Source organism: Anaerobacillus sp. 63XJN7_5_ISO-PGPR-S23-430, assembly GCF_056173695.1.
The window spans coordinates 2,246,211-2,272,801 of sequence record NZ_CM149686.1 but is presented as its reverse complement, the minus strand read 5'-3'; the positions used below and the strand labels follow the sequence as shown (position 1 = coordinate 2,272,801).

General features: G+C 38.9%; 26 protein-coding genes. 7 read left to right on the top strand and 19 right to left on the bottom strand.

Features of this window, described 5'->3' with window-relative positions:
• Positions 1–42 precede the first annotated feature (42 nt).
• A complete protein-coding gene (locus AC0VYJ_RS12020; protein WP_475365274.1) occupies positions 43–624 on the bottom strand; it encodes a biotin transporter BioY in 582 nt (193 codons plus the stop codon).
• Positions 625–989: 365 nt separating this feature from the next.
• Between AC0VYJ_RS12020 and AC0VYJ_RS12015 the strand changes: the two genes are divergently transcribed.
• From AC0VYJ_RS12015 to AC0VYJ_RS11995, 5 genes are all read left to right on the top strand, one after another.
• On the top strand, positions 990–1,382 hold the full coding sequence (locus AC0VYJ_RS12015; RefSeq protein WP_283154182.1) for a hypothetical protein: 393 nt from the start codon (positions 990–992) through the stop codon (positions 1,380–1,382).
• A gap of 315 nt (positions 1,383–1,697) precedes the next feature.
• Positions 1,698–3,668 (top strand): DNA topoisomerase IV subunit B, encoded by a 1,971-nt coding sequence (gene parE / locus AC0VYJ_RS12010; RefSeq protein WP_194221771.1) that lies wholly within the window; start codon positions 1,698–1,700, stop codon positions 3,666–3,668.
• A gap of 2 nt (positions 3,669–3,670) precedes the next feature.
• Positions 3,671–6,097 (top strand): DNA topoisomerase IV subunit A, encoded by a 2,427-nt coding sequence (parC, locus tag AC0VYJ_RS12005; RefSeq protein ID WP_475365273.1) that lies wholly within the window; start codon positions 3,671–3,673, stop codon positions 6,095–6,097.
• Between the two features lie 157 nt (positions 6,098–6,254).
• Entirely contained in the window at positions 6,255–6,749 is a 495-nt protein-coding gene (locus tag AC0VYJ_RS12000; protein WP_194221769.1) for a metal-dependent hydrolase, read from the top strand.
• A 70-nt stretch (positions 6,750–6,819) separates the two neighbouring features.
• Positions 6,820–7,485 (top strand): TVP38/TMEM64 family protein, encoded by a 666-nt coding sequence (locus AC0VYJ_RS11995; protein ID WP_475365272.1) that lies wholly within the window; start codon positions 6,820–6,822, stop codon positions 7,483–7,485.
• Between the two features lie 41 nt (positions 7,486–7,526).
• Here the strand turns inward: AC0VYJ_RS11995 and AC0VYJ_RS11990 are convergent, their stop codons facing one another.
• Positions 7,527–8,105, bottom strand: coding sequence for a hypothetical protein (locus AC0VYJ_RS11990; protein ID WP_475365271.1), 579 nt, complete (start codon positions 8,103–8,105; stop codon positions 7,527–7,529).
• A gap of 219 nt (positions 8,106–8,324) precedes the next feature.
• Here AC0VYJ_RS11990 and AC0VYJ_RS11985 point away from each other — a divergent pair, with 219 nt between their 5' ends.
• Complete coding sequence (locus AC0VYJ_RS11985; protein ID WP_194221766.1) at positions 8,325–9,497, top strand: MalY/PatB family protein; 1,173 nt, start codon at positions 8,325–8,327, stop codon at positions 9,495–9,497.
• Positions 9,498–9,559: 62 nt separating this feature from the next.
• Here AC0VYJ_RS11985 and AC0VYJ_RS11980 read toward each other — a convergent pair whose 3' ends face one another.
• Positions 9,560–10,099 (bottom strand): 2'-5' RNA ligase family protein, encoded by a 540-nt coding sequence (locus tag AC0VYJ_RS11980; protein WP_194221765.1) that lies wholly within the window; start codon positions 10,097–10,099, stop codon positions 9,560–9,562.
• Positions 10,100–10,321: 222 nt separating this feature from the next.
• Here AC0VYJ_RS11980 and AC0VYJ_RS11975 point away from each other — a divergent pair, with 222 nt between their 5' ends.
• A complete protein-coding gene (locus AC0VYJ_RS11975) occupies positions 10,322–10,864 on the top strand; it encodes a hypothetical protein (RefSeq protein WP_475365270.1) in 543 nt (180 codons plus the stop codon).
• Positions 10,865–11,048: 184 nt separating this feature from the next.
• On the opposite strand, the gene AC0VYJ_RS11970 is transcribed toward AC0VYJ_RS11975, so the two are convergent.
• The 16 genes from AC0VYJ_RS11970 to AC0VYJ_RS11895 form a co-directional block, all read right to left on the bottom strand.
• The gene (locus AC0VYJ_RS11970; protein ID WP_475365269.1) at positions 11,049–11,279 is read right to left on the bottom strand and encodes a hypothetical protein; all 231 of its coding nucleotides are present in this window, start codon (positions 11,277–11,279) and stop codon (positions 11,049–11,051) included.
• Between the two features lie 92 nt (positions 11,280–11,371).
• Positions 11,372–11,551 carry a hypothetical protein gene (locus AC0VYJ_RS11965; RefSeq protein WP_475367484.1) on the bottom strand — a complete coding sequence of 60 codons (180 nt, stop codon included), beginning with the start codon at positions 11,549–11,551 and terminating at the stop codon, positions 11,372–11,374.
• A gap of 578 nt (positions 11,552–12,129) precedes the next feature.
• A complete protein-coding gene (gene menC / locus AC0VYJ_RS11960; protein WP_475365268.1) occupies positions 12,130–13,242 on the bottom strand; it encodes an o-succinylbenzoate synthase in 1,113 nt (370 codons plus the stop codon).
• On the bottom strand, positions 13,232–14,053 hold the full coding sequence (locus tag AC0VYJ_RS11955) for a GNAT family N-acetyltransferase (protein WP_475365267.1): 822 nt from the start codon (positions 14,051–14,053) through the stop codon (positions 13,232–13,234). The genes menC and AC0VYJ_RS11955 overlap by 11 nt, the downstream gene beginning before the upstream one ends.
• A 17-nt stretch (positions 14,054–14,070) precedes the next feature.
• On the bottom strand, positions 14,071–15,189 hold the full coding sequence (locus AC0VYJ_RS11950; RefSeq protein ID WP_475365266.1) for an amidohydrolase: 1,119 nt from the start codon (positions 15,187–15,189) through the stop codon (positions 14,071–14,073).
• Positions 15,190–15,207: 18 nt separating this feature from the next.
• Positions 15,208–16,587: a YjiH family protein gene (locus AC0VYJ_RS11945; protein WP_475365265.1), complete on the bottom strand. Its 1,380-nt coding sequence runs from the start codon at positions 16,585–16,587 to the stop codon at positions 15,208–15,210.
• Between the two features lie 26 nt (positions 16,588–16,613).
• Positions 16,614–17,465, bottom strand: a complete 852-nt coding sequence (locus AC0VYJ_RS11940; RefSeq protein WP_475365264.1) for a MurR/RpiR family transcriptional regulator — start codon at positions 17,463–17,465, stop codon at positions 16,614–16,616.
• Between the two features lie 200 nt (positions 17,466–17,665).
• Entirely contained in the window at positions 17,666–18,055 is a 390-nt protein-coding gene (locus tag AC0VYJ_RS11935; protein ID WP_194221757.1) for a VOC family protein, read from the bottom strand.
• Between the two features lie 250 nt (positions 18,056–18,305).
• Positions 18,306–18,587, bottom strand: coding sequence for a hypothetical protein (locus tag AC0VYJ_RS11930; protein WP_475365263.1), 282 nt, complete (start codon positions 18,585–18,587; stop codon positions 18,306–18,308).
• A gap of 136 nt (positions 18,588–18,723) precedes the next feature.
• Positions 18,724–20,250, bottom strand: a complete 1,527-nt coding sequence (locus AC0VYJ_RS11925; RefSeq protein WP_475365262.1) for a multicopper oxidase family protein — start codon at positions 20,248–20,250, stop codon at positions 18,724–18,726.
• Positions 20,251–20,327: 77 nt separating this feature from the next.
• Positions 20,328–20,543 carry an SHOCT domain-containing protein gene (locus tag AC0VYJ_RS11920; protein WP_475365261.1) on the bottom strand — a complete coding sequence of 72 codons (216 nt, stop codon included), beginning with the start codon at positions 20,541–20,543 and terminating at the stop codon, positions 20,328–20,330.
• Between the two features lie 166 nt (positions 20,544–20,709).
• Entirely contained in the window at positions 20,710–22,710 is a 2,001-nt protein-coding gene (locus tag AC0VYJ_RS11915; protein ID WP_475365260.1) for a heavy metal translocating P-type ATPase, read from the bottom strand.
• A gap of 147 nt (positions 22,711–22,857) precedes the next feature.
• Positions 22,858–23,541, bottom strand: coding sequence for a response regulator transcription factor (locus AC0VYJ_RS11910; RefSeq protein WP_475365259.1), 684 nt, complete (start codon positions 23,539–23,541; stop codon positions 22,858–22,860).
• 1 nt (position 23,542) lies between these two features.
• Complete coding sequence (locus AC0VYJ_RS11905; protein ID WP_430245384.1) at positions 23,543–24,928, bottom strand: sensor histidine kinase; 1,386 nt, start codon at positions 24,926–24,928, stop codon at positions 23,543–23,545.
• Positions 24,929–25,058: 130 nt separating this feature from the next.
• On the bottom strand, positions 25,059–25,388 hold the full coding sequence (locus tag AC0VYJ_RS11900) for a four-helix bundle copper-binding protein (RefSeq protein WP_194221753.1): 330 nt from the start codon (positions 25,386–25,388) through the stop codon (positions 25,059–25,061).
• A 164-nt stretch (positions 25,389–25,552) separates the two neighbouring features.
• On the bottom strand, positions 25,553–26,527 hold the full coding sequence (locus AC0VYJ_RS11895; RefSeq protein WP_475365258.1) for a F510_1955 family glycosylhydrolase: 975 nt from the start codon (positions 26,525–26,527) through the stop codon (positions 25,553–25,555).
• Positions 26,528–26,591 lie beyond the last annotated feature (64 nt).

Here is a 26,591-nt window from a genome sequence, read left to right as displayed (position 1 = left end):
GGTAAATTTATATTCATCTATTGGGAATAGAGGAATGCAGTGTTAAGCTACTTGCGCTCGCTTTGCTGTTTTCGTAACAGCACTGTAGATGCGCGGTGAGATGAGAGCAGCTACAATTGATAAAATCACATCTTTCGGTAGTGGAGCAACCATCCACATCCATGCCATTCCATAAGTAAATCCTTCAGGCGCTTCAGCCCAAAACTTGTATGCGTAGTACATATAGTTTGTTCCTAGAACATAATTCAAAATAAATCCAGTAAAGCTTGCGATCATGAATGTTCTCATAGTTGGTTTAGATTTTGATTCTACGATTTTCCCTGCAACATAAGCAACTAAAATGTAAGATAGAATAAATCCAAATGTTGGTTTAAATAAGACGGCAGGACCACCAGTAAACTGCGCAAAAACTGGCGCACCGGCAAGACCAACGAATGCGTAAACAGTCAATGAAATAGCGCCAAGTCGACTGCCGAGTAAAAGGCCAGCTAAAATAGCGAAAAAAGTTTGGAGTGTAATGGGCACGCCACCGACAACAAGGAATTGAGCAATATTTGCTCCAACGGCCATTAATGCTGCGAACATACCTGCGTAAACTAAATCAATTGTTTTCATTTTCCTCATGACTGATCCTCACTTTCGTTATCACTATAATGAATCGTAAAAGAAAAATCAAATTGTGTCAACATAAATTTATATTTAGTTAACATTAATGTTAGCAAGTGAATAAATTTAATTGGTTTTAATGGGATTTAGTATTTAAATAGTTTATATACATTTAAACGACACCCTTTATTTATATAAAGTTAACATATTTTTGTTTGTGGAAACGAAAACTTCAGTCAAGATCTCTCCAAGTGCGGTCAATGAATTGTTATTTTAACGAAATGTTTTTTGCGGAGGAATGAAGACGATTATGAGAAAACGCACTACTCAACAAAAAATCTATGGTAAACTAAGAGCGAAAGTATGTTGAAAGGAGCCTCTGTATGAACTTGTTAAGAGGAACTCTCCTGTCTATTTTATTGCTATGTTTCGTACTTGCCGTTAGCACTGCTTTCGCAAATGGACAGGATGAACAGCTTAAAAATGTAACAGGTGAGGTTCAAAAAAAGATGATCCGCTATGAAGAACCAAAACTTACGAATGAGACGGCTCAAAAAGATGAAAGTAATGTTGAAAATGAAGCAGATGTAACAAGTGAAAATGCAGAAGAGGCGACAAATACGCCAGTTGAAAAACCTTATTATTATCTTATTGTTAACGAAACTCCTTATTTAGCCGATAAATCTGATTGGGAGTCGGTTGAAGAAGGTCATATCGTTACGCTTGGTTATGAAGAAGGTAACGTGCATGTCGTGAAAACAATTGATGAAGAATAGACAATAAGGTACAATACGGTTCGATGTTTTTTTCTCTCCTGCCACTGTGCAGGATTTTTTAATACGGAAATAATCGTCGTTCTCATAGTGGGAAAACTTTAAGGAACAAAGAAAGTCTTTTGCTAATAAAAGCTTAGAGGAATCATTCCTTTTCTATTGAGACGCATTCAGTAAGAAGCTGTAAACCACTGCCTGGCTATTAAAATGACTGCGATGTGGCAATGCTTTAAAAAAAGGATAGGGTATAAGAAAATATAGAAACACCCGTTCTCGTATGGTAGGCTAGTCTATACAGCAAGTTGAAAGGGGAAAAACATGGTAACAAAACAAAAGCAAGAGTATAGTGACGATTCAATCCAGGTTCTTGAAGGCCTTGAAGCGGTTAGAAAGCGTCCAGGTATGTATATAGGAAGCACGGACTCAAGAGGTTTGCATCATCTAGTTTATGAAATCGTTGATAATTCAGTTGATGAAGCTCTTGCAGGACATGGGAATGAAATCAACGTTACTTTATATGAAGATAATAGTGTCAGTATAGAAGATAACGGTCGAGGTATGCCAGTTGGAATGCACAAACTTGGCAAACCAACACCAGAAATTATCCTTACGATTCTCCACGCTGGTGGTAAATTTGGACAGGGTGGTTATAAAACGAGCGGTGGACTACACGGTGTAGGCGCATCTGTAGTAAATGCTCTCTCTGAATGGCTTGAAGTGACCATTCATCGCGATGGATTCATCTTCAAACAACGTTTCGAAAATGGGGGTAAGCCGGCAACAACTCTCGAAAATATTGGGAAAACGCGCAAAACGGGAACGACGATTCATTTTAAGCCGGATACATCGATGTTTAGCACGCTAAACTATAACTACGATACCCTTAGTGAACGTTTACGTGAAGCTGCATTTCTGCTTAAAGGACTAAAGATTGAACTGAATGATAAGCGTCATGACCGTAAAGAAGTCTTCTATTATGAAACCGGTATCGAGGCATTTATCAACTATCTAAACGAAGACAAAGAGACGCTTCATCCAGTTGTCACCTTTACCGGTGAGAGCAATGGTATTGAACTAGATTTCTCTTTCCAATACAATGATGGATTTTCAGAGAATGTTCTCTCATTCGTAAACAACGTCCGAACGAAAGACGGTGGAACGCACGAATCTGGAATGAAAACAGCCATTACGCGCGTGATCAATGATTATGCTAAGAAAGTGAACCTCCTTAAAGAAAAGGATAAGAATCTTGAGGGGAACGATATTCGCGAAGGATTTACGGCCATTGTTTCTGTTCGTATTCCTGAAGAATTGCTGCAGTTCGAGGGGCAAACGAAAAGCAAGCTAGGGACAAGTGAAGCACGTTCAGCGATTGATGCGATCGTATCCGGTCAGATTTCTTATTTCTTAGAAGAGAATCCGTCCATTAGTGAAATGCTAATAAAAAAATCCATTAAAGCCGCTCAAGCTCGGGAAGCTGCAAGAAGAGCACGAGAAGATGCACGATCTGGTAAGAAGGGTAAACGCAAGGAAACCATTCTAAGCGGAAAACTGACTCCAGCTACTTCGCGTAATCCCAAAAAGAATGAGCTATACTTGGTTGAGGGAGATTCAGCTGGAGGCTCAGCTAAACAAGGACGCGATCGTCGTACGCAAGCAATCCTTCCGCTACGAGGGAAAGTTATCAACACGGAGAAAGCGAAGTTGCAGGATATTTTTAAGAACGAAGAAATCAATACGATTATTCATGCTATTGGAGCGGGAGTCGGACCTGATTTTACTATAGAAGATTCAAATTACGATAAAGTAATTATCATGACGGATGCCGACACCGACGGCGCTCATATTCAGGTGCTTCTATTAACTTTCTTCTACCGCTATATGAAGCAGTTAGTTGAACATGGAAAGGTATTCCTTGCTCTTCCACCGCTATATAAAATTAGTAAGGGTAAAGGCAAGAAGGAAGTTGTGGAATACGCCTGGGATGAAGATGGCATGAAAGAGGCTATGAAAAAGGTTGGTAAAGGCTATACGATTCAACGCTATAAGGGTCTAGGTGAAATGAACGCCGATCAATTATGGGAAACAACGATGAATCCTGAGAGCCGCACATTGATTCGCGTAAAGATTGAAGACATTGCTCGTGCAGAACGACGCGTCTCCGTTCTTATGGGAGATAAAGTCGAACCGCGAAGACAGTGGATTGAATCCAATGTGGCATTCGGATTAAATGAAGAAACAAATATCATCGAGAATGAGAACATTTCCATTATTGAAGAGGAGGCGTAACATTGGCTAACGCAGAAAAATTCTTAGATCTCCCACTGGAAGATGTCCTTGGAGACGCTTTTGGTCGCTATAGTAAATACATTATTCAGGACCGTGCCCTGCCCGATGCAAGGGACGGTCTGAAGCCTGTGCAACGTCGTATTCTTTATGCGATGCACCATGAAGGTAACACAGCAGAGAAAGCATTTCGAAAATCGGCTAAAACGGTCGGTAACGTTATTGGTAACTACCATCCACACGGAGATACGTCCGTGTATGATGCAATGGTCAGAATGACGCAGGATTGGAAAGTAAGGAACATCCTTGTTGAGATGCATGGTAATAACGGTAGTGTCGATGGAGATCCACCCGCTGCGATGCGTTATACAGAAGCTCGCCTTGCAGCAATTTCATCAGAACTTCTACGAGATATTGATAAAGATACAGTTGAGTTTGCTCCAAACTTTGACGATACACAAAATGAGCCTATTGTTTTACCAGCACGTTTTCCTAACTTGCTCGTTAACGGCTCAACGGGTATTTCAGCGGGTTATGCAACGGACATTCCTCCTCATAACCTTGGAGAAGTTATCGATGCTGCCGTTATGCAAATGGAGAATCCTGACGTAACACTTCAAGAGTTAATGGGCGTTATTAAAGGACCTGACTTCCCAACTGGTGGCATTGCCCAGGGAACAGAAGGCATTCGTAAAGCATTTGAAACGGGCAAAGGAAAATTCATTTTACGTGGCAAAGCAGAGATTGAAGAAGTTCGCGGAGGACGTCAACAAATTGTTGTGACGGAAATTCCATATGAAATCAATAAAGCGAACCTTGTGAAGAAAATTGATGAACTAAGAGTAGATCGAAAAATTGAAGGGATCTCAGAGGTCCGTGATGAAACGGATCGTACAGGTCTTCGATTCGTTATTGAGTTGAAAAAAGAAGCAGATGCTAACGGTATATTGAAATATTTATACAAAGCAACTGACCTTCAAATTACGTATAACTATAATATGGTGGCCATTTACAACAAAACACCGAAGCAAATGGGATTAAAACAAATTCTAAAGGCTTATATTGAACATCAGAAGGAAGTTGTTATTCGTCGCTCAGAATATGACTTAAAACGTGCGAAAGACCGTCAGCACGTTGTAGAAGGCCTCATTCGTGCCATTTCTATTCTGGATGAAGTGATTGCGACGATTCGTTCATCAAAGGATAAGCGTGATGCTAAAAACAATTTAATGGTTCAATACGAATTTACAGACGCTCAGGCCGAAGCGATTGTAAACTTACAGCTATATCGCTTAACAAACACGGATATCACAACGCTTCAAAAGGAATCTGAGGAGCTTAGCCAGCTTATTAACAAGCTTGAAACGATTCTTGGAAGTGAGAAAAGACTTGTCAATCTTATCAAAAAAGAATTATTAGAAATCCGTAAGAAATATGCAGATGGTCGTATGACTGTGATCGAAGATGAAATTGAAGATATCAAAGTTAATCTTGAAGTCATGGTTCCATCTGAAGACGTGATTGTAACGGTGACAGAAGATGGCTATGTTAAGAGGACGAGCCCTCGTTCTTACGCGGCATCGAATGGAAAAGACTTCGGAATGAAAGAAACGGATACGCTGCTACGGCAATTTGATAGCAATACGACTCACACGATTTTGCTATTTACGAATAAAGGAAGCTATCTTTACTTGCCTGTCCATGAGCTACCAGAAATCAGGTGGAAAGATTTAGGACAGCACGTTGCAAACATTGTTTCCATTGAATCTGACGAACGAATTATTGAAGCTATGGAAGTCAAAGAGTTTAAAGATGATCAATTCCTCGTCTTTGTGACCAAGCAAGGGATGATTAAGAAAACAGAGCTTTCTCAATACAAAGCTCAGCGTTATTCAAAGCCTCTCATGGCTCTTAAGTTAAAAAAAGAAGATGAATTGATTGATATATACCGGACAAACGGAAGTAAAGAAGTCTTTCTAGCTACACACTTCGGCTACGGACTTCGGTTTAAAGAAGAAGAGATAAGTCTTGTCGGGCAGCGGGCAAGCGGAGTGAAGGGCATTAATTTAAAAGAAGATGATTACGTTGTGAGCGGAATTATTTATGAACCAACAGCTAAGCATGACATTTTCCTTGTCACTCATAGAGGGGCAGTCAAGAAAATGCAGTTAAGTGAATTTGAGATTACCACAAGGGCCAAGCGTGGTGTCGTGATGCTAAGAGAATTAAAATCAAATCCTCATCGTGTCGTTGGTGTGGCCGCGACAACTAAACAAGACTTGATTATCGTTCGAACGAAAAAAGGTGAGCCGGTAGAAGTCGATCCATCTACGTACAGACCTAATGATCGCTATAGTAATGGTTCTTTCGTTGTAGATATAAGTGAAACTGGCGATGCCATCGAAATCAAAAAAATCGACAAACCCGAATAACCAATCAAAAGATCCGCTTCAGAGCGGGTCTTTTTTTAGTATTTGTGGTGATCGATTTGTGTTATACTTAATGATATGCGAACATATGATTGCACCCCCTCTAAAATGGCACTTTCCAACAATACGAACAAGAAAACACAGATGAAGGAGGAATAAAATGGAGGGGAAAACACACGCCATTGGTGGTATATGCCTTGGCGTAGCCGCTCAAAGCTACTACATAACAGATAAATTAGATGCACCAGAACTGATCGTCTTTTACGGAGCGTGTCTTTTTGGTTCACTTCTTCCGGACATATGTCATCCGGGATCATGGACGGGACGCAGGGCCAGGACATTATCCAAAGGGATAAGCAGGTTTTTTGGTCATCGTACCATCACTCACAGTATTCTTTTTATCATTCTAATCTACTGGTTGATGTCAACATTCAGCTTTCAATTCGACCACTTGATTCAAATTGGACTTCTAGTTGGCATCGTTAGTCATATTGTGCTGGATGCCATGACAGTAAGAGGTATTCAATTGTTTTACCCCATCCCTCTTCGCGTACGATTTCCGCTTTATTTGAAAACGGCATCGAAGGGCGAAGGTGTCGTATCAAGTAGTTTGATCATCCTAACGCTTTTTCTAGTATACAAACAAATGATGTAAGCCATGTTACAGCAAATTTCATGTCATTCAGTTAAGGTAGACATGAGAAGTGTTGAGAGAGGATGGGAAGATGAAACATCCAAAGGTATGGTTCAAGTGGTTTGCAATAGTCATCGTTGTTGGTTTATTAATTTGGTTCAGCCGTTCGTACCTTGATTTTAAAGTAGAAGAGATCAGGGATTGGATATTATCGTTTGGCATACTCGCACCGATTGTTTATATAGTGATTTACACCATTCGTCCTCTTATTTTTTTCCCAGCCTCTGTCTTGTCCATTGCAGGTGGACTAGCATTTGGTTCTTTGTTTGGAACCTTTTATACAGTGATTGGGGCAACAGGAGGAGCAGTGTTATCATTTATTGTAGCAAGAAAGCTAGGTAAATCGATCGCAAATAAAGATTGGCAAGGAAAAGGACGTAAATTACAAGAACAGCTTGAGAAGAACGGATTCTTTTATGTATTATTCTTTCGGTTCGTTCCTCTTTTTAACTTTGACTTAATTAGTTATTCAGCAGGACTATCTAAAATTCGTTTTGCATCATTCTTTTTTGGTACGCTTATTGGTATCATTCCAGGGACATTTGCATACAACTTTTTAGGTAGTAGCCTAGTCTCAGGTGATCCAAAGATTATTGCCATTGCGGTAGGCGTTTTTATTTTACTTTCGGTTATTCCAATACTCATTCGGAATCGAGTAACCAAAAAGGATCCGACGCTTGACGAGAATACGAAATAACAAAAGGAGCAGGTCGTTAACCGACGCTTGCTCCTTTTTTATTATGATTGAATTTCTTTACTTCGAGCTTCATTTATCACTTTCTTTGTACGACGCCGTTCCAGGATAAGGTAGATGATCGTTGATACGAGAACAATACCATGAGTAATACTAAACTCAGTACCATAGTAATCACGATTCCAATAAGAAACAACTCCAGGGATTACGGTATTGTTAATAGGATAGAAGATCGGCACAGCATCACTCACATGTGTTAAAAAGTCCACTAAAACATGTAAAAACCATCCCCATATAAACCCAGACAGAGCGGTCAGCTTAAAACCTCGATGAATGATCATGAGAAGAATAAAGGCAATGAACCAGATCACGATAGAATGACCAAGTTTCCGCAATACATCAACGATAGGATGTTCAAACAAGCCGTGGATAAAATAATGGAGGGACAGTTCTATTTCTGGATTGATGATTTTCTCGATACTTCGTTCAGCTAATAAGTATAAAAACATCACATAATAAATGATGTCAGGTGCAATGCCACCTATAACAAGATACTTAACGGTACGCCTACTTTTTTTCCGAAAGAAAAAATAGCTCCAGAAGGCATGGTGTAATGTATTCATAATGAATTAACCCTCACTTTAAACATAGTATCTCAGGTATACCTTATTGAAATGGATATAAGCTATAAGTATTCTTACTTTCATTCATTCTACCATCAACCTATGTTACTGTCTTTTTAAATTAAATGTACGAGAAGATAGAGAGAAGCGCCGTCTCTGACAGATCGGATAAGTTTTGATAAAGTAAAAGATGGACTATTGAACAAATGGAGGCACACTATGAGCGTATTTGATGAACGAATTAACCGATTTGATACACATTCAGTAAAGTGGGATCACACAGATACCATATTTGAAAAGGAAAACTTGCTGCCAATGTGGGTAGCGGATATGGATTTTCGTGCTCCACAGGCAGTAATTGATGCTCTTACAAAGCGAATTCAGCATGGGATATTTGGTTACTCTATGCCGACAGAAGACACGAAGGGAGCGGTGCAAAGCTGGCTTAGTCGACGTCATAATTGGTCAATTGAACAGGATTGGATCGTTTTCACGCCAGGAGTTGTTCCAGCGCTATCCGCTGCTGTTAACACGTATACGAACAAGGGAGAGAAAGTGGTTATTCAATCGCCTGTCTACTATCCGTTTCGTGATATGGTTGAAAAGAGCGAGCGGGAAGTCGTTGATAATCCTCTCATACAAGAAAATGGCAAGTATGCGATGGACTTTGATGACCTCGAAACAAAGCTTAAAGATCCTGAAGTGACCATGTTACTACTATGTAATCCGCATAACCCTGTAGGAAGAGTGTGGAAGAAAGATGAGCTTAGACAGCTTGCTGAGCTTTGTTTAGCGAACGATGTGCTAGTCGTTTCAGACGATATTCATTTTGATCTTATTTTCAAAGGGTATGAGCACACGCTTCTATCAACTCTTTCAGAGGAGATCGCAGCAAATACGATTACGTGCATCGCACCAAGTAAAACATTTAATCTTGCAGGCATGCAGCTATCGACGATCATTATTCCAGATGAGAAGAAGCGGGAGCAATTTAACGCCTATATGGGGAAATTGGGTCTGTTTGCACCAAGTCCATTTGGTATTATTGCTGTAGAAGCGGCATACACTCATGGCGAGAAATGGCTTGAAGAGTTGATGGAGTACTTACAAGGTAACCTGTCGTATCTTACTCAATTTATTAATGAGCGTCTACCAGAAATAGAAGTGATTGAACCAGAGGGTACTTACCTTGTATGGTTGGATTTCAGTAACCTGTCGATGACACATGAAGAACTTGAACAATTCGTTCAGGAAGAAGCTAAGTTGGCTCTTGATGAAGGTTATATATTTGGGGAAGGTGGAAAAGGCTTTGAGCGCATTAATATTGCCTGTCCACGTTCAGTATTGCAAGAAGGCTTAGAACGTTTGGAGAAAGCCTTGAAATCAAAATAATGATTCAAAAAACGCCCTGGAACATCACGGGCGTTTTTTTGATTTAGAGGGACCGGCTAACCTTAATACAGTTTGTTTACTGGACGTAAAGGAAGTTCAAGAACAGGTGTATAAGTTTTGGAGGCATTCATTGAAAAAATATGAATGGATTGAACCAAAAAGGGCTCGAATTCGTCTAGTGTTTGTTCTGCATCTCGTTTTATCTTATTGAATTGAATGGGATCTATTGGTTCATGTTGCTGAGTAATCGTTAAATGAGGAATAAAATCAGTTACTTCATAATACATTTTTTGTTCTTGTAGTGAAGGCTTAATAGCATCAACTAATAGTAAATGAAGCGAGATGATCTCCTTAGATAATACGCTACTAAACAAAACATTTGAGCCAAATGTAGCTGGGGCACCTAGCTTCAATTCAAAAGCGGGAAAGTTCCGACAAATACGCTCAATTTTTTCAACCCAATCATCGGTTGCTGTTAAACCACTTTGAGCTTTTACTGTGATATGTGGTGGCGAAGGTTCATGATAATCCCATTTCTTTCGAAAGGAATGAATTCTCTCGATAATCTGGTGAGGAGGGAGGACTGCAATAAAAAATGGCATGGAATAATCTCCTTCGTAAGTAGATGAATAGAAGTGCTATACCGATTTAACAAGAATAGATGTACTATGCACTAATTCGCTATCCAATGTTTTACCCCTTTAATAGGATAAGATGATTACGAAAATAAAACAAAAGTACTATTAAAACGCTAAGAAAATTATAAAAAAACTCCCATAATTGAATGAAATATAATAAAATTTTGTTATGATGAAAGAGGTGAAGTGTTTAGGCATTTAACCACAGCATTAGCTGGAAAAGGAAAGCGGGTGATTTGTATGAAAAAAGCAACAAAAGGACTTCTAACCATCCTACTTTTCTCTGTTCTCGCATTTGGATATCTAAAAACAGCTGAAGTTTATATAGACTACAAGAATGATAAATATTCGCATACTGCAAGTGCCACAAGTCTTGAAAGCAGCTTGCATCAAAAGATCGATGAACAGAACATCTATGAAATACAGGTACATAGAAGCGATCAGCAAGAAAGTGAAGTTATCACGTCAAATGAGGATGAATCAACATTAGTTAGTTGGGTTAATAAACTAGATAACAATGATTTAACACAGTTACCGAATCATCGTGTTCAAGTTAAAGATGCTGATTTCATCATTTATTTAAAAACTGGCAAAGAACTTAGAATCAACCTAGATGAAGATACTGTTATTATTTCTAGAAACGATAATGAAAATAAAGAATTTCATTCTTATTTAATTAATAGCTATGATTTAAACGATGATTTAGCGCGTATTTTAAAAATCGGATAAAATTTCAATTCCGTCTCACTATCTTAAGTTTACTTAACGAATGAGACGGAATTCACTATTTTGGATCGACTTCCTATAATATATAATATGTAAACTAAAATAAAAATTCAGCAAAGGAGTACAAATGAACTTTTGTGTACTCCTCTACTTGCTTCATTTGGATTCATATCAATTCATTGAACACTTACTTGCGATCTCGGTTTCGTTTTCGATCATGCAGTTCATCAGCTGTAAATGTTTCCTGAGCAAAAGCTTCATATTTACGTTTTAAATAAAGTGACTTGTCATGATAAATCCAATCGGCGAATTGTTTAATTGATTTCCTGCTAGTAATAAAAACTCGGTAGTGTTTTCCATTTTCACTCATATATGGATCAAATCCATACTGCGTTAGCGTTGTTAGCAAAGTCTCCATATATTTACGTGACCATCGCCGTCAAAATATCCTCTTATAAAATAATGAATATATTGTTCTGATACAATCGGAAACGTGATATTGTAACTTTTCTAAGATGTAATATTAAATAGCGTTCGAAGATCGTTTTTCATAATTTTGCTGTGAAAAAGCAAAGTGTATACCCCGATATTTTTATATAAAGGTTGATTTGAATCGAAAACGTTCTTGATTTCTTCCAGAATAGTTGGATCTTTCTGCGTAAAAGCATTAGGTTGTGATTGAGAGGCAATATATCCATCAGCAATAAAAAATCCAAGTAAATAAGCTATGTCGTTCGTCCAATGCTTAAAATAATCTTCATTAAAGGAGTATTTCCTTTTCCAGCTCCCTCTTGCTCGCTTTTCAACGCCATTAGTGGTCAGTAGCTGCCGAATGTGTCTGTCAGAAACTCCTGCTAATAAGCTTATTTCGCTAGTACTAGAACCGCTCTCTTAGAGAGATATCACTTCATTCATACTGAGTTTCATTTTAGACATTTTATAACCTCCTTTTCATCTATTTTATATTATAAACACAAGATAGAACAAATGTTCGCCACCTCGTAAAATTGGCACTTTTGTATCTAGAACGTCATATTTTACTAAATTCCACTCACTTTTAGTTGATTTTAGTAAAATAGCTCACCTACACAAAATACTAAACAAATTTGACGGAGAACAAATGTTCCGTGGTCGTAAAATTGGCACTTTTTGATCTTATAATCTTCATATTTGTTATGAATTACAGTTCTTTTTCCAAAAAAGGTACTTAGAAAACAAAAAAGTCACTTATCTCTATTAAAATAAGTGACTTCCGCATTTATTAATTTCTATTTCAACACTGCTACATGTTTATGTACCGTCAATTCGTTAATATATTCTAGATCAGGCTCAAATCCTATACCCGGACCTTCAGGGATGTCGATATAACCATTGTTCATTGCTACTTCTGGTTTAATAATATCCCGCTTCCAGTAATGAGCTGATGGAGCTGTATCTCCTGGCAATGTAAATTGACTGAGTGAAGTGATGGCGAGGTTATGGGCTCGGCCAATCCCTGCTTCCAACATCCCGCCACACCACATAGGAATATGATGCTTTGTACATAGGTCATGGATTTTCTTAGATTCAGTTAAGCCTCCAACGCGACCGATTTTAAGGTTAATGATTCGACAACTTCCAAGTTCAATGGCTTTTCTCGCATCTTCATAAGTATGAATGCTTTCATCCAAACAAATAGGTGTATCCAATTGAGCTTGAAGTTTGGCATGATCAATGATGTCGTCGTGAGCAAGAGGCTGTTCAATCATCATTAAATGGAACTGATCTAGCTTCTTAAGGTGTTCAATGTCATCGAGTGTATAAGCGCAGTTCGCATCGGCCATTAACTCGATCGTTGGGAATTTTTTGCGTATCATAGCTAGAATCTCAATATCCCAACCAGGCATGATTTTAATCTTAATGCGTTTGTACCCGCTCTGGAGATATTCATCTATTTGCTTTAAGATGTTTTCATGTGAAGATTGAATTCCTACGCTGACGCCAACTTCTATTTTATTCTTCACCCCGCCAAGTGCTTGAGCTAACGGAAGGTTGTTTTCTTTAGCATAAAGATCCCATATCGCACATTCAATCGCCGCTTTGGCGTTATAATTGCCGCGAATTTTCTTGAAACGTTCTGATACCTCATCAGGGTGAGTGATGTCTTGTTGATGAAGCAGCGGAATTAAATGGTCATTCATCATGTGCCAATTGGTACGAACGGTTTCTTCGTTATAAATTGGTTCCATAATGGCGACCGATTCGCCCCATCCTGATTGGCCAGAATGAGATCTCGCTTCAACTAGTATAATATCTTTGTCTCGCTCGGTTCCAACACTTGTTGTAAAAGGATGAAGTAGGTCCATCTTGATTTGTCTTAAGATAATGCTACTAATTTTCATTGTTTTGATCACCTTTCTCTAAGAGGTATACATAATGATGTGGATACTCTTCCCTTTTTAGTAAATCAGTCACTTTCCACCCTCTCTTTAGGTAGTTAGAAAAAACAAGTCCTGTTTGTTCTCTCCAGTCAATAGCTAGTGATAGATCGAACTTTTTGATTTCTTGAAAGTTTCCTGGAACAGGTACAAATATCTTACTAGCATTAAGGGAAAGGTCTAGTTTTTCAGGCTTGCTAAAAAGGTTCTCTCCACCTGGTATAAGAGCATAAGGTATCGTTGGATTCGTTTCAGTACTTCGCTTCATCTCATTCGTATCCCACTCAACTAAAAAGCGATCAGTTGGTATCCCTGCATTGAGATTATCATCCATGAGACCGTAGACATTTGGAAGGTACGTGCTCACGACGGCCCCTAACTTGTGTAAGTTTAGCGTGCCGTTAACCGTCTCTAGCGGATCATACGTCCACGTAATGAAATCGTATCCCATGTTTGACGCTGTTTTTCTTTGTTCGATTTTCAGTCTTTCACCAATTCCTAGTCTTCGATAATCTGGATGAATGCCTAAACTTTGAGAAACAAGATACACTTTCTCACCATTAAATCCTGGAAAGCTATATTGAAAAGCGATAAGTCTGTCTTGATAATAGGCTCCTAATATAAATCCACCGTTTTTGACAACGGCCATACTTTGATTCACTGGTACGGAATCATTAAAGCTCCATACGATTGTTTCTAATCGTCTCACTTCCTCAAGCTCTTCAACCGAATGAAGGGTACGGATCGTTAATGATTTAAGTACGTTTGCTTTCAACTCGTATCCCTTCTTTCTTACCATTCATTTTGATCGGCTTCTAACAACAATTGAGTGAGGATTTTCGTGCCATCGATCAATGCTTCCTTGTTGAATTGCATATCAGGATGATGTAATCCAGGCGTTAAATCACATCCTAGCCCAATCATGGTTGCAGTAAGATGAGGATACTTTAATGAATAGAAATGAAAATCCTCCGCTCCTGGTGATACACACTCATCCACTACATTGTTAGCACCTAAAGAAGAAGCAATTGCCTTTCTAGCGAGGGTAATGGCCAAATCGTTCTTAACAGCGGCTGGAGAATATTCGGCTATTTCAGACGCTATTTCTGTTTCTGTTAGCTCTCCTACTTTAGAAATGATGTATTTCGTTTGGTCGATCAGTTTCTTCATTGTTTCGTTGGACCTTGACCTTAAGTCCAGTGTGAAGCGAGCTTTAGCGGGAATCGAATTAGATGCTTCCCCGCCATGAAGCTCAGTAATCTTCACTGAAAAAGGATCAGGAACATTTAACCGAATACGCTGGATTTCCTGAATTAAAACCGCTGCTGCTTCAAGCGGGTTATTACCTGTCTCAGGTCTAGCCGCGTGTGAAGGCACGCCTTTGATCCAACCTTTTATACTGGTGGTTGAGCCGTGCGAAATAATCGGTGCGGCTTTGCCGTAAGAAATCTCCATCGATGGACGCAAATGAATCCCGGCTAGAAACATAACGTCTTTTAGCACATTCTCTTCTATCATTTTTAGTGCTCCTTCAGCCATTTCTTCCGCAGGTTGAAAGATAAAGCGAATGGTATGCTGCATCGGCTCTTTTATGAGTGATAATGCTGCAAATAGCACCATTGTGCTATGCGCATCATGACCGCAGGAGTGATTGGGCTTAACACCCCCCTCTACCTCTTGCACAAGCGCATCCATATCTGCACGAAGAGCGATCACATTAGCCTTTTTTCCTTTAAACTCTGCAACAAATCCGAAGTGCCCCTGAAAGGTTTGGATGTGATAACCGACTTCCGCTAACTTTTCCTTTAAGTAATGAGCTGTTTTCTCTTCTTGCCAGCTTGGCTCAGCAAGTAGATGTAGCTCATGATATGTTTTTAAAATCTTATCATGGTTTTCTTCTACGAAATTCACATTCGAACTTCCTTTCTTTTAAAAGATAAGGTGAGCGATAGCAACAACGATCGGCAGTGTAATACATGTGCGAATTAAGAAAATGATGATTAAATCGACAATGCTGATAGGAAGTTTAGATCCGAGGAGTAATCCACCCATTTCAGACATGTATATTAATTGTGTTACAGATACACAGGCAATGACGAAGCGGGTTAATTCACTTTCAATGCCACTACCAATCACAGCTGGTAGAAACATATCCGCAAATCCGACAACCATTGTTTGAGCGGCTTCACCAGCTTCTGGCACTTGCATCCATGTTAGGATCGGTTCAAACGGCTTCCCTAGAATCGTAAAGAATGGGGTGAATTCTGCTGTAATCAAAGCAATGGTACCTATAGCCATTACGATTGGTAAAACGCCTAACCACATGTCTAATACGTTCTGTACACCTTCTTTTATTACGCTCATCGGTCCTTTATTCTTTTGGGCTTTTGAAACCGCTTGATGAAAGCCCCATTTAGCGGGTGAAAATTGTTCTGGAATCCCCGTTTCTTTCTTTAATTCTGTATGTTCATATCCTTTATTTGACTTTCGAGACAATGGTGGAATGCGTGGCATGATGAGTGCCGCTACAAGTCCAGCAAAAATGATGGTTGCATAGTAATGTAGAAAATACTGCTCCAAATTCAAATAGGAAATAATGACGATTGTAAATGTAATGGAAACAACTGAAAAAGTGGTCGCAATAACAGCGGCTTCTCTTTTTGTGTAATACCCATCTTCGTATTGCTTTGTTGTGAGAAGAACACCGATTGTTCCGTCTCCTACCCATGATGCAAGACAATCAAGAGATGATCGACCAGGCAATTTGAAGAGCGGTCTCATGATTTTAATAAGCAATGCCCCAAAAAACTCAAGAAGTCCAAAGTTGAGAAGAAGCGGCAACAATAGCCCAGCTAGTAAAAATGTTGAAAATAAGATTGGGATTAAGTCATAAATTAAAAGCCCACCAGTATTTTCAGAGTAAATCATTTCTGGTCCTAGTTGGTATAGCGTCATGACAGCAAATATTGTTCCGAGTAAACGCGCAATTAACCAGAATGGACGAACGTGTAATAACGTATGTAAAGCTGGGTTTCTTGCTAAAAATTGAGGTTTAATCGTTACTGCTACAAATGATCCTACTGTCGCTACCACCATAATAAAAACCGTTATAGCAGGTATGAGTTCGCCGATTGAAGCGTTAATTTGTCCCGCTAGAAACGCCACAGGGATCGTGATACCTCCATCCTGTGTTATCGGCACAATAAATAAGAGGATCCCTATTAACGACGGAATTAAAAAGGTTAAGATATCTTTTGTAGAAAAATGTGAAACCTTAACTGTTTCGTTACGTTTTGATAATTCATTCATTCCCATTCCACCTTTATTCTCAAAGTTTATTCCACAAACCAATTACGCTCACTATAAAGTTGTTCCAACGTTTGTTGGCGAAGACTTATTCGTTCTCGATCTTTGAATTGTACCCCTTGAATGATCACTTCTAGAAAGCTAATGACAGAGGCAATGGAATGGTGTCCTGAGTCCATCTTCTCTTCGGTTGTTAACGTTATTGTAGAAAGCGGACCAATTGGAGATAAATGCCGATTTGTAATGGATACGACAGGAATTCCTAGCCTTTGAGTAAATGTAGCAAGTTCGATCGCTTCTTTGTGATAACGCGGGAATGAAAGAATAACAACGACTGAATCTTGCGTAAGGTCACAAAGATCTTCAGGAGAAAAAGCCATTGATTCAGATAGAAATACACCTGCTCTGAATTGCTTTAAGTTATAATACAACCAGTAAGCCGCTCCATAGGAACTCCCAAACCCTGCAATGTATACACTTTTTGCCTCAATGAAATGATCGACTACCTTCCAGACCTCTTCTACATCCAATTGTGCTAATAATTGCTTTAGGACAGATGTTTCTTTTTCTATCACCTGTTTGAAAAGAGTCTGCTCTGTTGGTTCTTGTACGTGTGAAGGAAATTCTTCATGATCTTGCTTTTTCTCTAACCAATGACGCCGCACGGCTTCTTGCATTTCAGAATATCCTTTAAATCCTAGTGCATAGGCGAATCGAATGACAGTTGTTTCACTTACACCTACTTTCCTCCCCATTTGAAAAGCAGTAAGCAATGCTCCTTCCTCATCATTTTGAGTGATCCATTCTGCAACTTTCTTCTGACCTGGAGAAAGTGATGAATAGTGTTTTTTAACCATTTGATTGATTGATAAATGCTTCATAACTACTCCTTTGATTTTGTGAAGTATATCCTTCTTGGAAGTTATTATAATGCATTAAATACTTCAAAGCTAGTTTATTTTCGATTATTCTGATTTTAATCACCGTCCTATATAAGATTCTGTTTCATTACATCAAAAAAAACACCATCGAGTAGTCGATAGTGTTCGTCATAAAATCATGTGAGGAGAAGGTCTTTCTTTTATGCTTTGTTTCTCTCCATAACCGCGAAATAGTGATTTTCTGGATCGGCAAAGTTAAAGATTCGTCCTGAAGGCATCGATACGATCTCTCCAACAGTTATTTCCTTGCCTTTAAAATCTTCATATAGCCGATCGATATCTTCAGTGAAAAACATAAGCGATGGTGTTCCGAGATTTAACTCGGGTTCCATCTTCGCAATAAACGCTCTATCATGAAGGACGATACTCGTCGCTCCCCCTTCCAAAGTAGGCGCAATCTCCATCCATTTCATTGGACTATCGTTATCTTCTTTCGAAACTAAGTGAAAACCGATTTTTTCCGTCCAAAATGTTAGTGCTTCTTCCTGATTGTCCACGTAGAGCATGATTTGACCGATTTGATTAATCATTTAAACACTCCTTTTTGTTTAAGGGAAATCTCGTACTATTCTATCTATTCTACAAAAGAAGTGACTGACCTTCAGTAATTGATAAAAGAACGGTTTGCCGTCTCTTGAAATTTCTATTCTTCTTAACGTAAAAGGTAAGGGTAATCCCAACTAATTATAGGGGATTCAGCTGATCCGTTCTCTTTATTCAACAGTTTAAGCTAACATAGGTAATTCGTAAGAAAAGCACCCCCAAGTGGGAGTGCTTAAATTAGCGCAAATCGTCTTTTATTGCGTTTGTGAATTGGGCAATGGCATCATTATCAATTCCTTGAGCGAAAGCCATTTGCTTCAAAGATTCTGGATCCTGGTGTTGAGAGTGCGATTGAGGTTGATTGGAAGAATTTTGTTGAGAATGATGCTGTTGCATGCCCATAAACCCGTCCTGCATCCGACTAGTTAGTGCGTATGCAGCCGCTCCTCCTAATGCACTTAATGCCATGACGGTAGCGGTTTTCCCTTTCCCTTTTTGATTACGCTTTTTATTGTACACTTCAGGTCACTTCCTTAGATAAAAGTTTAAAGGTGTGTTTCTAATCAATTGTTAGTCACACAAGTTAGTTTAAGTCAACTCGGCTTTAATATACTGGTGCGTATTCCCATAAATAAAAGAACGACATATAGCTTGATTAATTCGGTGAGTTGTTGTTTTCTCCTCCTAACTCAAAGGGGGAGTAAACTCCTTTATAATCAACAATCGTTACCATACCACGATCTGCATGATTATTATCATGACAGTGAAACAACCATTCTCCTTGATTGTTTGCTTCAAAGTAAATGGTGTATGCTTCACCAGGCTTAACATGAATTAAATCTTTCACTAGCGGAGAATCGAGTTCTTTCCCGTTTTTTGATGTGACTTGAAACCGATGTCCATGCAGGTGCATTGGATGATTCATTCTACCTGAGTTCGTGATTTCAACTTGAACAATATCGCCGCTTTCAACTTGTATAGGTGGAGTATTTGGAAAGGTTTCATTGTTAATCTGAAACGCCATCCCTTCTCCCATATCCATTCCCATGCTTAAATCCATCTTATACTTCACATCTGGATCAGTTTGTGCTTCATCAAAAATCAAATTTTCACTTCCATAAGTGGTTCCGTCTACAACTGATGTAGTGGAAGCGAGAGACGTTTTCACTGCAGAAGAAGTATCACTTTTCTCTGAAACAATCGGAATTCTCATATCATCTGCGTTCTCAAGACTGTTTGCTTGTCCTATGACAGCTGGGTCCCCGTCTTGTTTGGTGAAAGCAACATCAATTCTTTCCCCCGGAGCAATCTCTACAACGTTTGAAGAGTTCGTTTTATCCATCACTTCTTCTCCATCTGTTTCAATTATTCTAATGGAGTTTTTAGGAAATACTAAACGATGCACTTGATACCCGGCATTAACGAAGCGTAATCTGGCTGTTTTCCCTTCTTTTACAATCAAAGGCTCGATGGAAGTACCTGATTTCCCGTTGACTGTCAACGTATCGTACATTTGCTTTGTGTCTGCTTCTCCGTCTCCAGACATGCTACCCATCATCATACCGCCCATATTGGATAAGTTCTGTTTATCTTGATTCACTGCCCATTCATCAAGCATAAAGTATTCATCTTTATCGTATTTAGGTTCCTTCTCTTCAACTACAAGCGATCCATAAAGGCCTTTGTCTACTTGTAATGAGCTATGCTGATGAGAGTGATACCAGTACGTTCCGGCATCTTCTGCGATGAATTCATACGTAAACGATTCTCCTGGTTGAACAGCATTCTGTGTGAGGCCTGGAACACCATCCATTTGATTAGGTAATAATACACCATGCCAGTGAATAGTGACTGGGACATCCAGGTCATTCTTTAAATTTACTTTTACATAATCTCCCTGTGTCACGCGTATCTCCTCTCCAGGAACTGTTCCGTTGTAAGTCCAGGCATTCACTTTCTTTTCTTTGCTAATTTGCCATTCATTTTTCTCTGCAGTTAGATTGAATGTTTTGACAGGTCGATCACCAGCTTCTTCAGCATTTACTTCTAATATACTAGTCCCATCTTGTTTTACGCTTTCAGGAAAGGAATTGTCAGTTAGTAAAGGCGACTTAAAAAGAAGCCATCCTCCTACAATCAATAGAATGGCAATCATAGATGAACCGATTATTTTTCTCCTCATTCTTTTTCACCTCAACGCTAAAGTAGTATTGAATCAATGAAAAGGTTGAACGGAGTCGGCCGTTTCATTGATCTTAATTATTTTTCTATTTTCTTTTTTAAACGATCATATTCTTCTTCAGAAATTTCTCCTCTAGCTAGCCGTTCTTTTAAAGTTTCGAGTGAATTTGCACCACTGGATTTCTTTTCAGGCTTAACCATCCATACAATAATTGCAATAATGGCTAAGACAATGAGAATGCAAAAAAAACCAAATCCCCAGAATCCACCGTTCATTCCACCGCCGCTCATCATAATATGTCGCCTCCCTTTCTGAATATGCATATACCCGTATAGGTATATGGTTAATCGTGGTTTATCATCTTATATTATTTGCAAGGGTTTTTTTAGAAAATAGTTTTTGGCTATTTTAATTATAAAACAGTTAGAAGCGATCAAAACCGCTTCTAACTTATCTTGATTACGCTTTTAATAATTTTGCATTAATCGCTACAATGACTGTACTTAAAGACATCAGTACCGCACCAATTGCCGGACTAAGAACAATTCCTATTGGATAAAGAATACCAGCTGCAAGTGGTATCGCTATAATGTTGTAACCGGCTGCCCACCAAAGGTTTTGAATCATTTTCTTATACGTTGCATTAGATAATTCAATGATTGAAACAACGTCTTCTGGATTGCTCTTTACTAGAACAATATCTGCTGTATCCATCGCGACGTCAGTTCCTGCACCAATTGCGATACCGAGGTCCGCATTCGCTAAGGCTGGCGCATCATTTACACCATCACCGGTCATCGCCACTTTTAAGCCTTTTTGTTTGATCTTCTGAATTTGTTCGGCTTTTTCGTGAGGTAGTACTTCTGAATAAATTTCTGTTAAATCAAGTTGTTTTCCGACCCATGTAGCGACTTGTTGATTATCTCCTGTCAGCATCATAGACGAGATCTTTAATTTCTTTAATTGCTCAATCGCAGTTTTAGCACTATCTCGAATGATATCTGCAAGGGCGATCATGGCTACTAATTCATGATTTATCAGAAGAAAAACAACCGTTTTTCCTTCTTTAGCAAGTTCATTGTATCGCTCTGTACCATAGTCGATTTTTTCATCTCTCATATAACCGGGACTCACGACCATTACCTTTTGACCATCTATTGTACCTTCTAATCCTTTACCAGTAATTGATTTGAAATTCTCAACTTGATTCACTGAAAGATTTCGTTTCTTAGCTTCTTCAACAATCCCGCGAGCAATTGGGTGCTCAGATTCAGACTCAACAGAAGCGGAAATTTGAATAATGTGATCTTCATCTTTCTCGGTCATAATATCAGTAACACCGAACTTGCCTTCTGTAAGAGTCCCTGTCTTGTCAAAAACGACGGCTTCTAACTTTCTTGCTTCCTCAAAACTAGTTCGATTTCGGATGAGCAGTCCTTTTTTTGCTGATAAGGCTGTGGATCTTGCAACGACAAGAGGAGCTGCAAGCCCTAGAGCGTGAGGACAGGCAATAACCATTACGGTTACCATACGTTCAAGTGCAAAAATAAAATCATATCCTAATAAAATCCATGTGAGCAGTGTGGTTATTCCCACTACAAGAGCTAGATAGAAAAGCCATTTGGCAGCGCGATTCGAAAAATTCTGAGTTTTAGATTTCGACTCTTGAGCTTCTTTTACCATTGTGACAACCTGAGAAAGGTAACTGTCTTCACCTGTTTTTTCGACTTTTACTGTTAATGAACCTTCACCATTGATTGAAGCTCCTATCACTTCATCATCTTTTTCTTTTTCAACTGGTACTGATTCTCCAGTTAACATCGATTCATCAATTGAAGATTGTCCTTTCACAATAAGGCCATCAACAGGAACCTTTTCACCTGGCTTTATGAGAACGTGATCACCTTCGCTTAGTTCAGAGGTAGGAAGATCTTCTATTGATCCATCTTGACTGATTCGATGTGCTTCTGATGGCATAAGTTTCACTAGTTCTTCTAGTGCTTTTGAAGCCCCTATCACTGACTTCATTTCAATCCAATGACCAAGCAGCATAATGTCAATCAACGTGGCCAGTTCCCAAAAGAAATTTTTCCCCGATAATCCGAAAACGGTTAATGAACTATAGACGTAAGCAACGACAATGGCAAGTGCAATAAGAGTCATCATCCCTGGGGTTTTCTCTTTTAGTTCACTCCATGCTCCTGTAAGAAACGGCCAGCCTCCATAAAAAAAGATAAACGATGATAGAGAAAATAAGATGTAGAGATCTCCCATAAATCTCATATTTAGATTGACGAGGTTTTGCAACATTGGTGACAAAACGAGTATGGGTAATGTAATAAGTATTGAAAGATAAAACCTCTTTTTAAAATCCTCTACCATATGAGCGTGGTGAGAGGTGTGATCTTGTCCATGATCAGAATGGTGTTGTTCTTGAGTAGAATGTGTTGAATGATCCATACTGTCCTCCTTAATACCAATAAATTAATAGAAGATCATCATCTGTTTTTATTGTTCCCAAGGAATATCCAGAATTGATCGAGAAGGTGTGAATAAATAAAACATGACTACCGTTTTGGTAGTCATGTTAGTGGCTAAAAGCTCTGATTAATGAGATGCGTTTTTCCACTTATACCCTACACCCCAGATGGTCACTAAATATTCGTCGATCTGGAAGTTAACAGATCGACATTTATCCCGTAAATTACGTATATGTGAGTCAATCGTGCGTCCTTCTGTACTTGATTCAAATCCCCAAATTATTTGAATCAGGTGATCACGACTAAAAACTTTTTCAGGATTTTTCAAGAAAAGTCCAAGAAGCTTAAATTCAATGGGAGTTACAGGGATAAGGGAATCGTTGTAAGAAACAAGATGTTTATCTGCATCCCACGTGAGTCCTTTAAACACCAATTGGTTTAAATCAACCTGCTTTAAGCGTCGAGCGACTGCCTCCATTCTAGCAAGGAGAACTCGTTCATCGAAAGGTTTAGTGATGTAATCATCCGCACCTAGCTTTAGTCCTTTTACAATGTCTTCTGATTGTTCACGTGCTGTTAGCATAATAATTGGAACATCTGACTGCTTTCTGATCTCTTCACATGTTTTCCAACCATCCATATCTGGCATCATGATATCTAACAAGACCATATCCACATGATTTTCATTTAGCTTATTAAGTGCATCAAAGCCTGTGTTTGCTTTATATATTCGATACCCATGTGGCTTTAGGTAGAGAGAGATTAACTCAACCATTCTTTCTTCGTCATCTACAGCTAAAACATACTTCATTTTATTCAACTCCTGCTATGGCGATTGTCATTGTCGTGCCTTTCCCTTCTTCACTTTTAGCAGATATGCTCCCACCGTGTCTTTCAACAATTTCTTTGGCAATAGCAAGACCGAGTCCGGAGCCACCATATTTTCTTGATCGGGATTTATCAACACGATAAAGGCGTTCAAAGATGAAAGGTAAATCCTTCTCAGGAATCCCCTCTCCTTCGTCGACTACTTTTATGATGACTGTCTTTTGAGAGACGCTGACATCGATTAATACATGTTTTCCTTGTTCACTATAGTGTAAAGCATTATCTAACAGATTTAACATCACTTGAGAAAACCTCGCAGGGTCAATCGTTAAGCGAATATCGTTCTGACAGGATACTATCAAATCAATTCCTTTTCGATCAAAAGCAGGCTTCACTTTCTCTCTAATCTGATGAATTAATGGACATAAATCGACTGATTCACGATCAATCGAAAACCCTTGTTGATCCATTTGGGCCATATCAAATAAATCTCGAACGAGCGAGGTTAAGTTTTCGGATTCTTCCTTAATAACGGCTAGATAAGTGTTTCTCTCGTCGGATGATAACGCTTCTCGCTGAGCAATGTCAGCGTAGCCGTTAAGATAAGTTAATGGTGTTCTGAGCTCATGTGCAATATTAGCTAAAAAATCACTGCGGTCGTTTTTTAATCGTAGCAAATCGTCGGACAAGCTCTGGATCGCTTTGGCTAATTCTCCTAATTCGTCGTTTCGATCTACTTTTAATGAGACATCATGATTCCCTGTACTCATTTTCTGTGTGGCTATTTTCATATCAATCAATGGGCGTGTAATGATTCTTGAAAGGTAAATAATTGTAATAATGGTAAGGAAGAGTGCTAGTCCACTAATAATCAAAAATTGGGTCGTTAAGTGGTCTCGTACGTCGCGAATACCTTGTGTATCAAGAATCATATACACGTTTCCAACAAGCTCATCATCAACAAAAATCGGAGAACCAGTTGTAACAAAAGGTTCTTTACCCCAATCTCCTTCCACAATAGCTCCTGTTACAGGGAGTGTATTTGAGGAAGCAATGTTTTCTTCAATAGTAGGCATGACTTTATTGGAATGAACAAGGATGGTATTCTTTTCATCTGTTATGACTACCTGCGTCTCAGCTTCAGATTCCATAAGTGCAACGTGTTCCATTGTCTCACGATCGAAATGCTTCGCTAGTACATCTCTATGGCTATTCCCTCTTGCTAGAAGGGCATCTGTTTCTGCCATAATGCGTTCGTTTAAAAAACCGAAGTACAGCACCATGAACAAAATACCTTCGAGTAATAAGATGCTTATGAGAAAAAACAGACCTAATTTTGTCGCTAATTTACTTTTCCTCTTTATTCTCATGTCTTTCTCCTTTATGAACAGCTAGTGTAACAGTATTATATCGAGAAAGTGTGCAGGGTGTCTGCATTGTACAAAACAGCTGCATAAAAAAGAAGCCTGTCTTAGTAAACAGACTTCCTCACTATCTTGATTATGATGCTAATTTCTTGCATTCTTCTGCACATTTGAAACAAGCTTCAGCGCAATCTTGACAATGTTTGTGATCATGCTTCTTACATTCATTACCACAAGCTTCACAAATGGTCGCACATGCTGTGGCGAGTTCAGCAACAAATGGTGTTCCTCTCACGAGAGCTTGTTCGAGGTAACCGCAAATATCAGAGCATTCTCTGTCCATGCGAATACATTCCGCCATCATATTGACATCGTCTTCTTTTAAACAAGAATCGTAGCAGTGATTACAGGCTGTCATACATTCATGAAGTGTTTGAATAACCGATCCATAATTTTCATGTGACATTCGTTCATTCCTCCTTAAAAGTTAAGTACACTGTCATATTTTCCTATTTGATCCAGATTAAACGTCATTAGCAAATAAAGTTGCAGGATAGGAAATTTCATTATTTCTGCACAAATTCTTGATAAAAGAAGGGAATAGAATACGGATTCTTCTCTGAAATCAACTTATTTCTTGATTTTCCCTTCATTGATTAAAATAGTCCAAGATTTCCCATTGTCAGTTGTTTGATAAAGACTACCACTTATTGAATGAAAGACAATCTCATCCTTATTTTGTGGATTAACTGTAACATAATCAATGGTGTCTAAAGTTTGATTAGGCATAGTCACTTCTTCCTCTTCACCGTCTTGCAATGATTGAACAATGAGCTGATTCCTAGGTTCCTGCACTGCATAAATAAAGCGATCCTCTAGAAAAACCATTGTGCTAACAGCTACTTCTTTCGTGATTCGAGTAAACGACTCACCTTGATTACGAGAGAGATATAACCCGGAAGGAGAGGTTATAGCAACAAGGTTCGAGTTACTTGGATGAGTGAATAACCCACTTATTTGATCGGGAGTTCCTTTTAACGCCACATCCACCCACTTTTTAGCATCCTCACTATAATAGACGCCTATTTCCATTTCGCTATTTCTTTGTTGATTTACTGCATACATGGCGTTCGTTTCATATCCCACAGCTAAATAATGAAAATCAGATTCGCCTTGAAAACCTAGCTTTTCTAATGTCTTGCCTCGGTCTGTACTTTTGATTAATCCAAGTGGATTTGGTAACGCAGATCCTTCTCCAGGGTGTCCACTACTATAAAATCCATCAGCTACAGCTTGGAATCCCATATAATCATTTTTGTTTGTTGTGGCTTCGTACCAGATTTGATTATGATAAATTAGAGGACCGTCGTGAGTAGCCACTAGCAGTTCATTACGGTTACCGGGATAACCGATCCCGTGGACATGATCGATTTGGTTTCTATCAGCTTCTTTATAAATGGCAGAGTTACTGATGGATGCGAGATTTGCTTGTTTTTGTCCTGTATCATTTGATTGATTTTCATTTAGTGACGATTGATCATTTTGACAAGCAGATATTATTACAGTGAGAATTAAACCTATTGTATAGAGCGATATTTTCTTCAAAACTTTTCATCCTTTCTACTTGTATGTGACGATAGCGTTAGAAAATCTAGTGGAAGAACGGCAG